General features: G+C 65.6%; 15 protein-coding genes. 10 read left to right on the top strand and 5 right to left on the bottom strand.

The features are described 5' to 3' along the window. The first annotated feature begins 39 nt into the window (after positions 1-39). From QUW00_RS03870 to QUW00_RS03845, 6 genes are all read left to right on the top strand, one after another. Positions 40-1,197 (top strand): ABC transporter substrate-binding protein, encoded by a 1,158-nt coding sequence (locus QUW00_RS03870; RefSeq protein ID WP_289613084.1) that lies wholly within the window; start codon positions 40-42, stop codon positions 1,195-1,197. An 88-nt stretch (positions 1,198-1,285) separates the two neighbouring features. Further along, complete coding sequence (locus tag QUW00_RS03865; protein WP_289613083.1) at positions 1,286-2,176, top strand: ABC transporter permease; 891 nt, start codon at positions 1,286-1,288, stop codon at positions 2,174-2,176. Beyond that, on the top strand, positions 2,173-2,997 hold the full coding sequence (locus tag QUW00_RS03860) for an ABC transporter permease (RefSeq protein WP_289613082.1): 825 nt from the start codon (positions 2,173-2,175) through the stop codon (positions 2,995-2,997). The genes QUW00_RS03865 and QUW00_RS03860 overlap by 4 nt, the downstream gene beginning before the upstream one ends. A 4-nt stretch (positions 2,998-3,001) precedes the next feature. After that, a complete protein-coding gene (locus QUW00_RS03855; RefSeq protein WP_289613081.1) occupies positions 3,002-4,045 on the top strand; it encodes an ABC transporter ATP-binding protein in 1,044 nt (347 codons plus the stop codon). A gap of 76 nt (positions 4,046-4,121) precedes the next feature. Beyond that, positions 4,122-5,105, top strand: a complete 984-nt coding sequence (locus tag QUW00_RS03850; protein ID WP_289613080.1) for a hypothetical protein — start codon at positions 4,122-4,124, stop codon at positions 5,103-5,105. Positions 5,106-5,208: 103 nt separating this feature from the next. After that, positions 5,209-6,051 carry a PHP domain-containing protein gene (locus tag QUW00_RS03845; protein ID WP_289613079.1) on the top strand — a complete coding sequence of 281 codons (843 nt, stop codon included), beginning with the start codon at positions 5,209-5,211 and terminating at the stop codon, positions 6,049-6,051. A gap of 460 nt (positions 6,052-6,511) precedes the next feature. On the opposite strand, the gene QUW00_RS03840 is transcribed toward QUW00_RS03845, so the two are convergent. The 4 genes from QUW00_RS03840 to QUW00_RS03825 all read right to left on the bottom strand — a co-directional run bounded on the left by QUW00_RS03840 (position 6,512) and on the right by QUW00_RS03825 (position 10,024). Then, complete coding sequence (locus QUW00_RS03840; RefSeq protein ID WP_289613078.1) at positions 6,512-6,976, bottom strand: hypothetical protein; 465 nt, start codon at positions 6,974-6,976, stop codon at positions 6,512-6,514. A 184-nt stretch (positions 6,977-7,160) separates the two neighbouring features. Further along, positions 7,161-7,433 carry a metal-sensing transcriptional repressor gene (locus tag QUW00_RS03835; protein WP_289613077.1) on the bottom strand — a complete coding sequence of 91 codons (273 nt, stop codon included), beginning with the start codon at positions 7,431-7,433 and terminating at the stop codon, positions 7,161-7,163. 5 nt (positions 7,434-7,438) lie between these two features. Beyond that, positions 7,439-7,660 (bottom strand): heavy-metal-associated domain-containing protein, encoded by a 222-nt coding sequence (locus tag QUW00_RS03830; protein WP_289613076.1) that lies wholly within the window; start codon positions 7,658-7,660, stop codon positions 7,439-7,441. Between the two features lie 36 nt (positions 7,661-7,696). Further along, the gene (locus QUW00_RS03825) at positions 7,697-10,024 is read right to left on the bottom strand and encodes a heavy metal translocating P-type ATPase (protein ID WP_289613075.1); all 2,328 of its coding nucleotides are present in this window, start codon (positions 10,022-10,024) and stop codon (positions 7,697-7,699) included. A gap of 206 nt (positions 10,025-10,230) precedes the next feature. Between QUW00_RS03825 and QUW00_RS03820 the strand changes: the two genes are divergently transcribed. From QUW00_RS03820 to QUW00_RS03805, 4 genes are all read left to right on the top strand, one after another. Beyond that, positions 10,231-10,488, top strand: a complete 258-nt coding sequence (locus QUW00_RS03820) for a DNA-binding protein (protein ID WP_289613074.1) — start codon at positions 10,231-10,233, stop codon at positions 10,486-10,488. 302 nt (positions 10,489-10,790) lie between these two features. Beyond that, positions 10,791-12,644 (top strand): DEAD/DEAH box helicase, encoded by a 1,854-nt coding sequence (locus tag QUW00_RS03815; RefSeq protein ID WP_289613073.1) that lies wholly within the window; start codon positions 10,791-10,793, stop codon positions 12,642-12,644. A 205-nt stretch (positions 12,645-12,849) separates the two neighbouring features. Continuing rightward, on the top strand, positions 12,850-13,068 hold the full coding sequence (locus tag QUW00_RS03810; RefSeq protein WP_289613072.1) for a type II toxin-antitoxin system RelB/DinJ family antitoxin: 219 nt from the start codon (positions 12,850-12,852) through the stop codon (positions 13,066-13,068). Further along, on the top strand, positions 13,065-14,306 hold the full coding sequence (locus QUW00_RS03805; protein WP_289613071.1) for a CPBP family intramembrane glutamic endopeptidase: 1,242 nt from the start codon (positions 13,065-13,067) through the stop codon (positions 14,304-14,306). Before QUW00_RS03810 ends, QUW00_RS03805 begins: the two co-directional genes overlap by 4 nt. A 341-nt stretch (positions 14,307-14,647) precedes the next feature. Here the strand turns inward: QUW00_RS03805 and QUW00_RS03800 are convergent, their stop codons facing one another. Then, positions 14,648-16,651: a YgiQ family radical SAM protein gene (locus QUW00_RS03800; protein WP_289613070.1), complete on the bottom strand. Its 2,004-nt coding sequence runs from the start codon at positions 16,649-16,651 to the stop codon at positions 14,648-14,650. Between the last annotated feature and the right edge of the window lie 100 nt (positions 16,652-16,751).

The following is a 16,751-nucleotide window of genomic DNA, read 5'->3' as shown; positions in this document are numbered from 1 at the left end:
GCAAACGGTTTTCCACGAAGAGGAGATTGGAGAGCATCCATGGATAGGAACATGGTTGTTCGTGCGGCGATCGAGCGCGGCATGTCCCGTAGGCAGTTCTTTGCGATGCTGGCGGGTGCCGCCGGGCTTGCCGCCACGGCGAGCATCGGCCTGACCGGCTGCAGCGAGGGCGGCGAGCCCGTCGAGGAAGTCGACTACAACAGCATGTCGCTCGACGAGATCATCGCGCAGGCGCAGGAGGAGGGCGAGGTCAATTCCGTCGGCATGCCCGACACCTGGGCAAACTGGGTCGAGACCTGGGAGGACCTCGAGGCCGAGTACGGCATCGCCCATACCGACCAGGACATGTCCTCCGCCGAGGAGATCGCCATGTTCAAGCAGGAGGGAACTGACGGCACCAAGGACATCGGCGATGTGGGCCAGCAGTGGGGCCCGACCGCCGAGGAGGAGGGTGTCACCCTCAAGTACAAGACCAGCTACTGGGATGAGATCCCCGATTGGGCGAAGGACGATGACGGCGACTGGGTGGTCGGCTACTACGGCACCATGTCCTTCATCGCCAACGACGAGCAGGTTCCCAACGCGCCCACGAGCTACCAGGATATCCTCGATGGCGACTACAAGGTGACCATCGGCGACGTCGTCGCCGGCGCCTCCTCGCAGTACGCCGTACTCGCTGCCGCGTATGCGCTGGGCGGAGGCATCGACGATATGCAGCCCGCCTACGACTTCTTGACCCAGCTCGCCGAGGCCGGTCGCCTCGACACCGGCGACCCCTCCATCGCGCGCCTCGAGAGCGGCGAGATCGCAGTCGCCCTGCACTGGGACTACAACACCATGAACTATCGTGCCCAGATTCTCGAGAACAATCCGGACGCCTCCTTCACGGTGACGATTCCGCAGGACGCCAGCGTGCGCTCGGGCTACTGCACCATCATCAACAAGTACGCGCCGCATCCGGCTGCCGCGTGCCTGGCCCGCGAGTACATCCTGTCCGACGAGGGCCAGATCAACCTTGCCCGCGGCTTCGCGACGCCGATCCGCGACGTCGAGCTGCCCGAGGACGTCAAGGCCCTCCATCTCGATGATTCCGCCTACGGCGACAACGTCGTGGATGTCGACAACGACAAGTGGACCGATGTCTGCGCAGAGCTCATCACCTGGTATCAGGAGAACATCATCCCGATGATCGGCTAATCATCCAACGTCCCTTCCTGTCCGTGACGCGGAGCGGCTGCGCCAGCTGCCCCGCGTCACGGCGTCTTGTTTGCAAAGGAGGTCGAACATGGCGACATCCTCATCCGCGAGCTCCCCGGCCAAGGCGACGAAGCGTCGCATGTGGCTCGGATACGCCGCGCTCATCCCGTTTGCGCTCGTGGTCATCGCCTACGAGTTCTTGCCTTTGGCGCAGATTCTGATCGACAGCCTGATCGGCAAGGAATCCGGCGCACCTGGTCTCGAGAACTTCATCAAGATCTTCACGACGCCGCTGTATCAGCAGTCCATTTGGAACAGCGTCTGGATCAGCCTGCTGTCCGCCGTCGTCGGCATCGTGGTGGCGTTCCTCGCCGCACGCTTCGCCTACGAGTCGAGCGAGCGCGTGCGGGGCGTCTTCACGCTCATCCTCAACATGATGTCGAACTTCTCCGGCGTGCCGCTCGCCTTCGCCTTCATGGTGCTCATGGGCAACTCCGGCGTGCTTACCATCATGGGGCGCACCTGGGGCATTCCCTTTCTGGCGGACTTCGATCTGTATGGCAGCCAGGGCCTTGTGATCCTGTATATCTACTTCCAGATCCCGTTGGCGACCCTGCTGCTTCTGCCTGCGTTTTCCGGCATCCGCAAGGAGTGGCGCGAGGCGGCGATCATCCTCAAGGCGACGCCGATCGATTACTGGTTCAAGATCGTCATCCCGAACCTCATGCCCTCCATCCTGGGCACGCTGTCCGTGCTGTTCTCAAACGCGCTCGCCGCCTATGCGACCGCCTACGCGCTCGTCATGAACAACTTCGCCCTGCTGCCCCTGCAGATCACCTCGAAGTTCAAAGGTGACGTTCAGGTGGATGCCGCGACGGGCAGCGCCCTTGCCGTCGTGCTCATCCTGCTCATGGTCGCATGCACGCTCATCAACAACCACTTCACCAAGCGCGCCGCGAAAGGTCGTGAGATCGTATGAGTGCCCATTCCAAAAGCGCGCCGCGCGGCAAGAAGACTTCGCTTGGCGCCAAGATCTTCCTTGCCGTCGTGGGCCTGTATCTGCTGGTTCCGTTTGCCGTCACGTTTATCTACTCGCTGTTTGTGGAGTGGACCGACATCCTTCCTTCGGGATTCACCCTTCGCAACTACATCGAGCTGTTCAGCAACGCGACCTTTTGGGCTTCCATCGGCCGCACGCTCGTGCTGTGCTTGGTGAGCGTCGTCATCACGATTGCGTTGCTGCTGCTTGCGATGTACGTGGTCGTCGCGATCAATCGCAAGCTCGGCAACGTCATGCAGTTCGTGTGCATGATCCCCTACGCGCTGCAGGGCGTGATCTTGTCCATCGGCATCATCTCCCTGTACACGGGGACGGGAACCGTCCTGTCCAACCGCATGGTGATGCTGTTCGGCGCTTACACCATCCTCGTGCTGCCCTATATCTACCAGGGTATCCGCAACGCGCTCAACGCCATCGACGCCGAGATGCTCATCCAGGCGGCCGAGATGCTCGGATGCAGCCGCTTTCGCGCCTACGTGCAGGTGGTCCTGCCCAATATCGTCTCGGGCATCCTCGTCTCGAGTCTGCTTGCCCAAAGCATCGTCTTCGGCGACTTCGTGCTCGCCAACAACATCGCGGGCACCAACTATCAGAACATCCAGGTGTTCCTGCAGGCCAATATGGATAAATCGAGCGGTCTTTCGAGCGCCATCGTCGTCATCATCTTCCTGGTGGTGGGTGCGGTGACCGCCTTGGTCCTCAAGCTGCAGAGCAGCGCACGGAAAACCGAGAAGGAGTAATGCGATGTCCTACATCGAGTTCAAAAACGTGGTGAAGCGCTTCGGCGACAACACCGTCCTCGACCATATCGATTTCGGTATCGAGCAGGGCGATCTGGTGACGCTGCTCGGCCCCTCGGGATGCGGCAAATCCACGCTGCTGCGCTGCCTGTCCGGTCTGGAGCAGGTCAGCGAGGGCAAGATCATCCTCAACGGTCGCGACATCACCGACGTGCCGGCGTCCAAGCGCAACATCGGCATGGTCTTCCAGCAGTACAGCCTGTTTCCCAACATGACGGTGGAGCAAAACATCGCCTTCGGCCTCAAGATGAAAAAGGTGGCGCCCGACGTCATCGAGAAGAAGGTCGCCGATGCCATCGCGATGGTCGAGCTCACCGGCAAGGAGCGCTCCTATCCGGCGAACCTGTCCGGCGGCCAGCAGCAGCGCGCTGCCCTCGCGCGCTCGATCGTGACCGAGCCCGATGTCCTGCTGCTCGACGAGCCGCTGTCGGCCATCGACGCCAAGCTGCGCCGCGCCCTGCAGAGCCGTATCCGCGAGATCCAGCAGGAGCTGGGACTGACGACGATCTTCGTCACCCACGATCAGGACGAGGCCATGGTCATGTCCGATGTGATTCAGCTGTTCCACGCCGGTCGCATCGAGCAGGCGGGCAGCCCGGTGCAGGTCTACACGAATCCCGTCTCGGAGTTCGCGGCGAGCTTCATCGGCAGCTACAACCTCCTGACCGCCGATGAGTTCCGCGCGCTCACGGGCGATACGGTCGACGACGGGCACATGGTGGCGATTCGCCCTGAGACCATCGCCGTTTCCGCCGAGCCGCTGGTCGACGACGCGGCTTACGTCGTCGAGGCGACGGTGGTGCGCAACGTGCCTCGCGGCAACGTCTTGCGCTACACGCTTGACGCGTCGGGCGTGGAGTTCCGCGTCGACACGCTGTTCCGCAGCTTCCATCTGTTCGACGACGGCGACCGCGTTTTCGTCGCGCTTCCCAAGCACGACTGCCTGCGCATCCCCATGGAGGCTGTCGGCGCACGGACGGCTGCGTAGCCGGCAGACGACCGTATCCTTCGCGCCCGCCGGGACGGCTTTTGTCCGGGCGGGCGCTTGTCGATGAGGAGCAACTATGATCGACGACCAGATCGGCCTGCCTCAGGGCACGGGCCGCTATAAGGGCAACCTGCATGCGCACTCCACCAATTCGGATGGACGTCTGACGCCTGCCGAGGTGGTTGCCGATTTTCGGGCGCACGGCTATCAGTTCCTGTGCCTGTCCGAGCACGACGTGTTCACGGACCTTTCGGGGGAGTTCGACAGCGAGGATTTCATCGTGCTGCCCGGCATTGAGGCGTCGGCGTATCTGTTTGCGGATGACTCGTGCGACCGGCGCGCCCGGATGCGCTGCCATCACATGCATGGCATCCTGGGAACCGACGAGATGATCGCGGCTGCGCCAGCGCGTTTTGAGCACATGGAGCGCCTGGAGCCCCTCGTGTGCCATGGCGGATGGGACGGGCTGTCCGTCGCGCGTGCGCTGCGCGACGAGCTGACGCGTCGCGGCTGCGCCGTGATGTACAACCATCCTATCTGGAGCCGGATCGAGCCCGAGGACGTCTTGGGCCTTGACGGCATCTTCGGCATCGAGGTGTTCAACTACGACACCGTGAACGAAGGCGGCGACGGGGCCGACACCGTGTACTGGGACCTGCTGCTGCGTCGCGGCGTGGCGGTGGGCGGTATCGCATCCGACGATAGTCACCATGTTGTTGACTTCGATGACGTGTTCGGAGGATGGGTCGTCGTGTGCGCCGAATCGCTTACCCGCGATGCGATCGTCCGCGCTCTGATGGCGGGGGAGTACTATTCGTCCAGCGGTCCCGCGATTGAGGGATTTGGCGTTCGCGAGGGCGTCCTGTGGGTCGATTGCAGTCCGTGCGAACGCGTGACCATGGTGGCGGGCGGTCCCATCGGCGGCAACCGCACCGTGATCGCGCCGGCCGGGGATGCAATCGAGCACGCCGAGTTCAAGCTGTCCGGATGCGAGTCGTATGTCCGGCTCGAATGCACCGATGCGTCCGGGAAGACCGCTTGGACCAACGCTCTTCGCTAGCTGGTCACACGGTACAATCGTCGTGATTGCGATGTCGCGTGCCGCACGGGCACTGTGGTCAGATGCCCTGCTGCGGCGCGCGTTTCTTTGAATCGAGGTTCCCATGATGCGTCCGCTGCCCGCCCGCTCCATCGTCGACACTCATACGCACACGCGGTTTTCCGACGGCGTCGGCACGTTTCTGCAGAATGCTGACGCTGCCGTGAAGGCGGGGTGTGCGGTGATGGTCGCCACGGACCATCTCACCTTGCCGCATGCCATGGATCCTGCCGGTGAGGTGCAGGTGATCGAAGACGAGCTCGCCGCGCATCGGCAGGCTTTCGACGAGGCGGCGGCTGCCCATCCCGAGCTCGAGTACCTCTATGGCTTTGAGTGCGACTGGTACGAAGGCTGCGAGGAGAACATCCGCCGCTGGAGCGCGGGCGCGCAGGTGCGCCTGGGCAGCGTGCACTGGTTGGGCCCCATCGAGGGCGGCGCGTGGATCGACGACGCGAGCGATCAGCGCATCTGGCGCGAGCTCGGGACCGATGAGGTGTGGCGCCGCTACGTCGACACGTGGTGCCGCGCCTGCGCATGCGACCTGTTCGACACGATGGCACATCCCGATTTGGCGATGCGCTTTGCCAACGAGGGCTTCGCGCCGACGATCGACCTGCGCCCGCTCTGGGACGAGATGGTTGCCTGCGCGCGCGATACCGGCAAGCGCGTCGAGCTCTCGACGGCAGGCTGGCGCAAGGGCGTGGGGGACTACTATCCGGCGCAGGGCCTGCTCGAGCGGTTTTTGCGCGCGGGCGTGCCCATCACGGTGGGATCCGACGGCCATGCGCCGGGCGATATCTGCGACGGCATCGCGAGGGCGTATGACCATGCCGCGCGCGTGGGCTACCGCACCGTCGAGGTGCCCCGCGCCGACGGCTCGTGGGAGGCAATGCCGATTGCCGACTAGTCGCCCGCCCGTCCAGACGGGCGGGCGGCGCTGTACGCCGCCCGAAAACGGGTTGGAAGGCGTTGGGGATCGCGCATCTGGTCATCGGCGAACGTTTACTGTCGAGGGCACGGTGCGCGCTTCCGCTATGTACGCCGCCTCGCGGCGAAGGGACTGCGGTTTCGCGCCGCATCCATGGCAATCCGAGCGTTTCTGCTGGGGAGAGGGGCGCTGTGGGTCCGTTCGGAGTGCGGTGAACCCGGCACTAGCGGCTGCAGGCGACAGGAATCGTGTCCGTATGGTAGCCGTCGGCGGCTGCAGGCGACAGGAATCGTGCTCTCGTGACCACAATCGCCATCACGAGCCGCCAGCCGTTTTTTCGACCCCTGAAACGTGCATACGACCGTCCCTGAATTGAATAAAAAACGGGCGCCCGAAGGCGCCCGCCAAAACATCGGACAATGTTGTCGCCAAAGGCGCCTTACGAGCGCTTCTCGACCTTCGTGCCGCACTTGGGGCAGGTGACGCGGATGCGGCCCTTGCCGCGGGGCACCGACAGGAGCTGGCCGCAGTTCTTGCACTTGAAGTACATCGTGGTCTTGCGGTTCTCCCACATGGTCTGTGCGGTGCGCTTCTTGCGGTCAAAGCTGGAGGCGCCGGGAGCCGCAGCATCCTGCGGGTAGGAGGCGCGGGGGCCGGAGCCGCGCATGCTGCCGGCGAGCGGCGTCTTGGCGAGCAGATCGCGAAACGCGTCGTTCTCGCGCTCGCGGGCGGCGACGTTGGTCGAGAACGCGCGAAGGAGCGCGACGATAACCGCGACGAGCGCGATCCAGCCGAGCCAGGAGATGGAGAAGATCGACCCGATGAGCGCGAGCACCATGCTCGCGCCGCCCAGGGTGGTGGTCAACTCGTCCACGCCACGGCGGCCGTTCATGAAATCGTTCATAGCCACTAGCCTCGATTCTAAGCAGTCAGTCGAACAGGCAGCATTTTACCCGTTTCCTGCGCGCTGCGTATAGCCGAGGACGGGAGAGCCACAAGTTTTCGGAAAAACGTACCGCCGTCGGCGCGTTCGCGCCCGCGTTGCAAAGAGCTGTTGAGGCAGCCGCGATTCCGTCGGCACGCATCCTTCACTTGGCAAGCTTTTCGATGACCATCTCGATCTCGGCGAGCTTGGCGTCCTGCTCGACCTCGTCGCCCGTCTCCATCGCTGTGCGCACACAGCCCTCGACATGCGCTTTGAGCACGTCGGCGTTGATGCGGGCAAGCAGCGATTCGGTGGCCATGAGCTGCGTGGAGATGTCGATGCAGTAGCGATCGTCCTCCACCATGCGCAGGATGCCGTCGATCTGTCCGCGGGCGGTCTTGAGCAGGCGCGTGATGCGCTCGTGATCTGCCATCATGGCGGCTACGCGACCTTGATCTCGATGACCTTGAAGCTGTCGCCCGCGCCCTCGACGGCGGCGGTGAGCTGCTCGGGGGTCACGGTGTCATCGCATGCGACCTCCACGACGTTGACCTCGTGATCGGCGTCCGCGTCGGTCACGCCCGCGACGTTCAACAGCGCGCTCTCGACGGCGGCGTCGCAGTGGCCGCAGTGCAGGCCCTCGGTCTTGATGGTGTAGTTCATGGTATGTCTCCTTTCCTGTGGGAGCATCGTGTGCTCCTAGTTTCCCATATCGGTCGTCTTGGGGCGAAAACCGCGCAGGCGAAGGGCATTGCTCACCACGCATACGCTCGACAGGCTCATGGCAGCGGCGCCGAACATGGGCGAGAGCTGCCAGCCGAGTACCGGGTACAGCACGCCGGCGGCAAGGGGGATGCCCAGGCTGTTGTAGAACAGCGCCCAGAACAGGTCCTGCTTGATGTTGCGGATGACCGCGCGCGACAGCTCGATGGCGCGGGCGACGTCGAGCAGGTCGCTGTGCATGAGGACGACGTCGGCGCCCTCCTTGGCAACGTCGGCGCCGGCGCCGATGGCCAGGCCGACGTCGGCGCGGGCGAGCGCGGGGGAGTCGTTGATGCCGTCGCCCACCATGGCGACCACGTGACCCGCGTCCTGCAGGTCGCGCACGTGGCGCTCCTTGTCGGCGGGCATGACGTCCGCGACGACATCGGCGAGTCCCACGCGCCGGGCGATGGCGTCGGCCGTCATTCGGTTGTCGCCGGTGAGCATGACCGCGCGCACGCCGAGGCGCCCGAGTGCCTCGATGGCGGCGGGGCTGGTGGGCTTGATCTCGTCGGCCACGGCGATCGTGCCGGCGAGTTCGCCGTTTTTGGCGAAGAACAGCGGCGTTTTGCCCTCGCGCGCGAACGCCTCGAGCTGCGCGCGGTCGATTTCGATGCCCAGCTCCGCCATGAGCTGCGCGTTGCCCGCGGCGATGGGGTTCGCGCCCTCGCGGGCGGTGACGCCGCGACCGGGAACGGCGGCGAAGTCGGCCACCGGGCGCGCGACGATGCCCCGTTCGTCCGCTGCGGCCATGATCGCCTCGGCGAGGGGGTGCTCGCTTGATTTCTCGAGGGCAGAGGCAAGTTTGAGCAGCTGCTTCTCGCTCATGGCGCGACCATCGGCGCGCTCGGCGGGCAGGATGTCGGTCACGGCGGGGCGCCCCTGCGTGACCGTGCCGGTCTTGTCCAGCACGACCGTATCCACCTTGTGCAGGGTCTCGAGGGCCTCGGCGCTCTTGAACAGCACGCCCATCTCGGCACCCTTGCCGGTGCCGACCATGATTGCCACGGGCGTGGCGAGACCGAGCGCGCACGGGCAGCTGATGACCACGACGGCGACGCCGGCGGTGAGCGCCTCGTTGACGTCGCCGGTCAGGACCATCCAGACGATAAACGTGACGAGCGCGATGAGCAGCACGGCGGGCACGAAGACCGCGGCGACCTTGTCAGCCAGGCGCGAGATGGGGGCCTTCGTGGCGTTGGCGTCCTCCACGAGCTGGATGATCTTGGCGAGGCTCGTGTCGGAGCCCACACGGGTCGCGCGGAAGGTAAACGAGCCGGTGCGGTTGATGGTCGCGGCGTGCACGGTGTCGCCGGGGTTCTTCTCCTGCGGGATGGACTCACCGGTGAGTGCGCTCTCGTCGATGGCGGACGTGCCCTCGAGTACGACGCCGTCGACGGGCACCGACTCGCCCGGGCGCACGCGCACGGTTTGGCCCACCTGGATGGCGTCGACATCGACGGTCTGCTCGCTGCCGTCCGCGGCGACGACGCACGCCGTCTTGGGCGCGAGGTCGATGAGCGCCTCGATGGCAGATCCCGTCTTGGATTTAGAGCGGGTCTCCAGGTACTTGCCGACCGTCACGAGCGTGAGGATGGTTCCGGCGCTCTCCAGATACAGGTTGTCCATGGCGGTTGCGGCCGCGCCGTGCACATCGCCGTAGGCAAGCTGGTCGGCCATGACGAACATGGCGTAGACCGACCATGCGACGCTCGCCGCGGCGCCGATGGCGATGAGCGCATCCATGGTGGGAGCGCGATGCGCGAGCGACTTGAAGCCGTTGATGAAGTACGCGCGGTTCATGTACAGGATGGGCAGCAGGAGCACGAACATGGTGAGCGCGAGCGTCATGGCATGGATGTGGTCGGTGAAGACGCTCGGCAGCGGCCAGCCCAGCATGTGGCCCATGCCGATGTAGAACAAGGGGATGAGGAAGACGATCGAGACGATCAGGCGCGTCTTCATGGCGTCGGCGGTCGCCTCGAGTTTCTTCGTGGGGCTCTCGTGGTGGGCGGCGCCAGGGCCGGCGGTCGCGGTGCCCGGGGCGGCCGATGCGACCGGGGCGGCCGAGTAGCCGGCGCGGTCGACGGCGGCGCAGATGTCGTCGGCGCTCAGCTGGGTTTCGTCATAGTCCACGGTCATGGATCCGGAGAGCAGGTTCACCGAGACGTCCGTCACGCCGTTAAGGCTGCAGACGGCCTTGTCCACATGCGCTTGGCAGGCGGCGCAGGTCATGCCGCCGACGTCGAATTTCTCATGAGCCATGGCGGCTCCTTTCCTTCGCTGTTGTCTGCAGAGTACCCCCACCCCCCGGGGGTGTCAACCCGACAAGATGGTGCCAGGTATAAACTTGTCGCGACAAGTTTGTACCTGGCACCATCTTGTCGTCTCTTGTCTAAGAGGACGTTTCTGGTATTCCGGCATCGGGTATAAGCGGGACATGTGCCCGCGCGGTGGAAGAAAGGTGTTCCATGGGGTTCTTTTCGGAGTTTTCCAAGGCGCTGAACGGCGATGAATCCGGGGAGCGCTACGAGGTCGCCGGTCATGCGGTGACATGTCCTCACTGCGGCGGCAAGCGCTTCTTCGAGAGCTCCGCGCTGCTTGATGGGCGTGCGGGCTCGTTCATAGGCCTCGAGTGGGCGAGCGACTCGGCGGTGACGCTCATCTGCGCGACGTGCGGTCACGTGGACTGGTTCGCCAGCCCCAAGCTCGTGGAGCGCGTTTCCTGACAAGATGGTGCCAGGTACAAACTTGTCGGGTGACAAGAAGGGGCCGGGTTCAAATTTGTCGCAAACTTGTTGCGACAAGTTTGAACCCGGCACCATCTTGTCGCTCCTGATTTCGTGGTATTCGGGTGTGTCCACGTCATTCCCACAGGGTTTATCGGTTGCGTCCGTATACTTTTCCGCGGCGGAACCTGCTCCATCGCGCGCGAACAACGCCATCTTGCGCGAACCGCCGTATGCAACGCGACAGAATCGACAAATGCGGCGCGACCTTCATCGCGCCGTTTGGAATGGACTTTGCTTTCATGTCTTCAATCGAACAGAATTCAGTGACCTTTGCCGATCTCGGCCTGTCCGAGACCGTGCTCGCCGCCGTGGCGGACATGGGCTATGAGGAGCCCACGCCCGTCCAGGCAGCCGCCATCCCCGAGGTTCTTGCCGGCCGCGACCTGCTTGCTGCGGCGCAGACCGGCACCGGCAAGACGGCGGCCTTCCTGCTTCCCGTCATGGACCGCCTGCCGCACGTGGTGCCGCCCGTCAAGAAGGGCGAGCGTGGCCGCCGTCGCCGCAACGCCGCGAAGGGCCGCGGCCCCGCCATGCTCGTGATCACGCCGACGCGCGAGCTCGCTCAGCAGATCGAGGAGGTCTGCCGCGCCATCGCCGCGCGCACGGGTCACGTCGCCGTCACCGTGGTGGGCGGCGTGGGCTACGTCCCGCAAAAGCAGGCGCTCGCCCGCGGCTGCGACATCCTCGTCGCCACGCCGGGCCGTCTCGTGGACCTGATCGACCAGGAGTCCGCCAACCTCGATGAGGTGGGCGTGCTCGTGCTCGACGAGGCCGACCGCATGCTCGACATGGGCTTTTTGCCCCAGGTGCGCCGCATCGTCGACGCCTGCCGCACCGAGCGCCAGACCCTGCTGTTCTCGGCGACGCTCGACGAGAGCCGCGTGGGCGCCATCACCGATCTTGTGCGCGATCCCGCCCGCGTGGAGATCGCCCCGGTCACCTCGACGGCCGATACGGTCGACCAGTACGTGCTGCCGGTGTCGCTGGATGCAAAAAACGGCGCGCTGACCGCTGTGCTCAAGAAGGAAGGACCCGAGCGGGCGATCGTGTTCGTCCGCACGAAGCGCCGTGCCGACACCTGCGCGCGCCGTCTGGGCCGCGCCGGCATCACCTGCGGCACCATTCACGGCGACCGCAGCCAGGCTCAGCGCGAGCGCGCCCTGCAGGAGTTCCGCGAGGGCAAGGTGCAGGTGCTCGTCGCTACCGACGTGCTCGCGCGCGGCATCGACATCACCGACGTCCGCTACGTCGTGAACTTCGATGTTCCCGAGGAGCCGACCGACTACATCCACCGCATCGGCCGTACGGGCCGCGCGGGCGAGGAGGGCTGGTCCCTGACGTTCGTGACGCCCGACGACGTCGATGAGTTCTACGACATCGAGGCCCTGATGGGCAAGACAGCCGACCTGTACGATGCGGGCGACATCCGCTGCGGCGAGGAGGCGCCCGAGGTGGATCCCGATCGCGTGCCCGCGGCGCACGTTCCGTCCAAGAAGGCCAAGAAGCGTCGCAACCAGCGCGCGAAGAAGGCGACGAAGCGCGAGCGGGTGCGTGAGCCCCGTCAGCGCGCCCCGCGCCAACGCGACATCGAGCGCCGCGCCGCTCGCGACGCAGCGCGTGAGGCGGCCGGAGAGGCGGCATCGCGTCCCGCGGCGCGCAAGCGCCCCGGCAGGGTGCGCGTCCACGCTGAGGAAGGCGTCGCGGCCACGTCGCCCGCCGAGACCGCCGTTCCCAAGAACCGCGCCGAGCGTCGCGCCGAGCGCTTCGGCGACGCGTCGGCCCACCGCGGCCGTCCCGAGCATGCCGAGAGCCGTGCGGCACGCTCGGGACGCAAGGGGGCGTCACGCTCCTCTAACGCCTCTGAGGTGCAGGGACGTCGCTCCACCCGCTCCGGCGCCGGCGCGCGCGGGCGCGATGAGGCGCCCGAGCGCACGACGCGCGACGCGTGGCGAAATTACGACGAGGGTGATTCCCACGGCCGTGGGGGCAAGCGCAGCGGGCGCGCCGGTGGGCGCGACAACCGCACGAGCATGCGCCCGACCTCTTCGGGGCGCGCGGGGCGCCGTCCGGGAGACCGCGGCGGAAAGCGCTAAGTACCAGGCTTGATCCAGATAAGAGCGAGGGCGTGGATTCCCTCGCTCTTTTTTTGTCTGTCCGCGTTTGCGCGCGGTGCATATCTGCTATACTGCCGGTGGGGTATAACGAAGGAATACTAAGTAATACCACCACCGCAGAAACGCAGCACGCCGCGCGCGAGCACGCGGCAAACGAGCCACCAACATGCACCGAGGACCAGTCATGGCAGAACGTATGACCCCGGTCGTCGCGAAGGTCCTGCCCGAGGAGAAGGCAGCCTTCGCGGCGGCGACCCAGCAGGTGGGCACCACCCCGTCCAACGCCATCCGCATGTTCATCGCCGCCTTTAACCGATGCGGCACGTTTCCGTTTGATATCTCGCCGAACGGAGCGTTTGGGATCATGGCGTCGGGGGATACTGCACCCGAGGTGAGATCATGAACGACATGAACCGGCGCTCCTACGGCAGCCCCTATGCGACCGACGCGGGATATGCGAGCCCGTCCAGCGGTCCCGAAGCCGCAGGAGCGTCCTATCAGAATCCTGCGGGAGCGGACGTTCCCGCGCCCGGTCAGCCCGCTGTCGCGCCGACATGCGCGCCTGCCCCCGCGGCGGCGACCTCTCAGGCAGCCTACGGCCAGACGCCTATCTACGGCCAGGTGCCCGGCGCGGCACCATATGCTTGGGCGCCCGGTGCCCAGATGCCCGCTCTGCCGCCGCGGCCCTCGATGCAGCCGCAATCGCCTGCCAAGGGGCGTGCGGGCTGGCTCGCTGCCGCGCTGGGAGCGTTCATCTCAGTGCTCGCCGCGCAGATGCTCATAAGCTTTGTCGGCGCGATCGTGCTGACGATCGGCTACGCCATCATCGATCCGACCGCTGGCGTCGATGCCGTTACGAATGCCATCATGGGACCGCTCATGCTCGCCGCGCAGCTGGGGTGCCTTGCGATCTTCTTGCCGTGGTGGCTGCACCTGCGGCCCGTGTCGTTTGTCGAGTCGATGCGCGGACGCGCGTCGACAACCGCGGGCATGGTCGCCCTGCGCATCGTCGCCATCGTCATATTGGGCGTAGGGCTCCAGCTTGCCATCAGCTATGCGCTGACGTTTTTGCTGCCGCTCGCGCCCGATCTGCAGACCGAGTACACCGATCTTATGAACGATGGCGTCACGAGTGAGTTCTCGGTCCTGTCCGTCATCATCCTGGCGATCGGCGCACCGGTGACCGAGGAGCTCGCCTGTCGCGGCGTGATCTTCGAGTTTGCCCTGCGCATGCTCTGCCCCAGCTATGCCGCGCGCTGGCAGGACCGCTCGTGGCGCAAGGCTACCGGCACGCCCATGCCGAGCTTTCCGGCGGTGCCCTCGGCGAGCTTCTGGATGGCCAACCTCTTCCAGGCGCTGCTCTTCGGCATCCTGCACCTCAACCTGGTCCAGGGGCTTTATGCGTTCGTACTCGGTGCCGTCTTGGGTTGGGTCGCCTGGCGCACCGGCGGGCTCGCGTACAACATCGGGCTGCACCTGGTCGTCAACTTCTCCTCGTATTTCGTCGCGGTGCTCGCGAGCGCCCTTGAGATCGGCGGCGTGGTCTTTGCCGTCATGGCGGCCGTGAGCCTGGTGGCGTTGGGCATCTGGCTGTTCTGGTTCGCATCGCGCCCCGCCGCGGCCATCGGCAAGTCAGCCTGACAGACGCAGGATGACCGCTGAGGCGTACGTTTCGCCGGCACGATGTAGCGCGGCGGCGCCGTACTGAGCGGTGAAACGCCGAAACCCCCGTTTAGGGGACGGTTTTGCGGGCACCGTGCGCGTAGCGGTATCTTACGGCCCAAGGAATGAGCAGGTAGAGAGCTCGGACGTTTTGCTTGTACTCGCCAGGGGCACGCAAAACCGTCCCCTAAACGGGAGTAGTGCATCCCGGGGAAGCGGATGCCCCGAGCCGGACAGGCGAAATATACTCCGGTGTTATTTCAGCGCGCGAGATGCGAAAAACGTCCGAGACGAGTTCGCCCGAGCCAAGTTCACCCGCTTTAACGGCGGCGATTGCCACGGGCGCCTTCGCGGCCCTGGGCGGCGCGGTTGCGCGCATGGGGCGCCGAGCCGCTGGCGCCATGGCTGAGCGCCTTCTTGCCGCCCTTGGGCGACGGGGCACCGTGTGTCGTCTTGCCCGCGTGGACCTGCTTGCTGCCGGATCCCTTGCGCGCGCCTGTACCGCCGCGCGGCGGTACAGGTCGAATCAGGCAGTGCTTGTCGTAGCCGATCAGGTCGCGGCGGCCTGCCCGCTCGAGCGCCTCGCGCACGAGCTTGTAGTTCTCGGGCTTGCGATACTGGATGAGCGCGCGCTGCATCGCCTTCTCGTGGGGGTCGCGCGCGACGTAGACGGGCTCCATGGTGCGCGGGTCTACGCCGGTGTAGTACATGCAGGTCGACATCGTCGAGGGGGTGGGGTAGAAGTCCTGCACCTGCTCGGGCATGTAGCCCATGTCGCGCACGGCTTCTGCGAGTTCCACCGCCTCTTTCATCGTGGAGCCGGGATGGCTGCTGATCAGGTAGGGGACCACGTACTGCTCGAGGCCGCAGCGCGCGGACAGCTCGCGGAAGCGCTTGCAGAACGCGTCGTATACCGCGCGGCTCGGCTTGCCCATGATGGCCAGCACCGTATCGCTCACGTGCTCGGGCGCCAGGCGCAGCTGGCCGCTCACGTGATGGCGCACGAGCTCCTCCAGGAAGCGGTCGGACGGGTCGGCCATCGCGTAGTCGAAGCGGATGCCGCTGCGCACGAAAACCTTCTTGACGCCGGGAAGCCCGCGCAGCTCGCGCAAGAGGTCCGCGTAGCCGTCCTCGTCGACCACCATGTTCTTGCAGACGCTCGGCCATAGGCAGCGCCGGTTTGCGCACACGCCGTGCTCGCGCTGCTTGTCGCAGGCGGGACGGAAGAAGTTAGCGGTCGGGCCGCCCACGTCGTTGATGTAGCCCTTGAAATCGGGATCGTGCGTGAGCATCTCGGCTTCGCGCACGATGCTCTCACGGCTGCGAACCTGCAGCATGCGACCCTGATGGAACGTCAGCGCGCAAAACGAGCACTCGCCGAAGCACCCGCGGTTGGACGATAGGGAGAACTTGACCTCCGAGAAGGCCGGCACGCCGCCCGCCTCGTCGTAGTCGGGATGCCAGGCGCGCGCATAGGGCAGCTCGTAGACCGCATCCATCTCCTCGGTCGTCAAGGGTGCCGCCGGCGGGTTTTGCACCACGTAGACGCCGTGCGGATAGGGCTCGACCAGGCGTCCGCCCGTAATGGGGTCCATGTTGCGGTACTGGACGGCAAAGCTCCGCGCATAGGCGAGACGGTCGGCGGAAAGCTCGTCCCACGAGGGGAGCAGCTCGTAGTCGTAGACCTCGGCGAGCGCGTTCTCGCCGCTCGTGCGATAGACGGTTCCGGGCACGTAGGTGACCTGCTCGATGGGCAGACCGGCGGCAAGCGCATCGGCGACCTCGACGATCGCATGCTCGCCCATGCCGTAGATGACGAGGTCCGCGCCGGCGTCGAGCAGGATGGAGCGTTTGAGGCCGTCGGACCAGTAGTCGTAGTGCGCAAGGCGGCGCAGGCTCGCCTCGATGCCGCCGAGGATGATGGGGGTGCGCTTGAACGTGCGTCGGATGAGATTGCCGTAGACCGCGGCGGCGTGGTTGGGGCGCGCGCCCGCGCGTCCGCCGGGGGTGTAGGCATCGGTGCGGCGGCGGTGCTTGGTCACGGAGTAGTGGTTGACCATGGAGTCCATGTTGCCCGCGGACACAAGGAAGCCCAGCCGCGGCTCGCCGAGCACGGCGATGCTTGCCGGGTCGCGCCAATCGGGCTGGCAGATGACGCCGACGCGGTAGCCGTGCGCCTCGAGCATGCGGGTGATGATGGCCATGCCGAACGAGGGGTGGTCGACGTAGGCGTCGCCGCACACGTATACGAAATCGCAGGCGTCCCAGCCGCGCTCGTCCATGTCGGCGCGATTCACCGGGAGGAACTGCGAACGGTCTGCCATGGGGCCTCCTTGTGCGGTCGTCGTGCTCGTCGCTGAGTAAGTATACGCGGATGAGCTCGCATCGGCTCTGCCCGAGCGCGCCGGGTCCACATCTACACGG

Origin of the sequence: Collinsella tanakaei (genome assembly GCF_030373545.1) — a bacterium.
Lineage (GTDB): Bacteria > Actinomycetota > Coriobacteriia > Coriobacteriales > Coriobacteriaceae > Collinsella > Collinsella tanakaei_C.
Note: the sequence above shows the minus strand (reverse complement) of the source record. Positions and strands in the feature narration are given on the sequence as shown.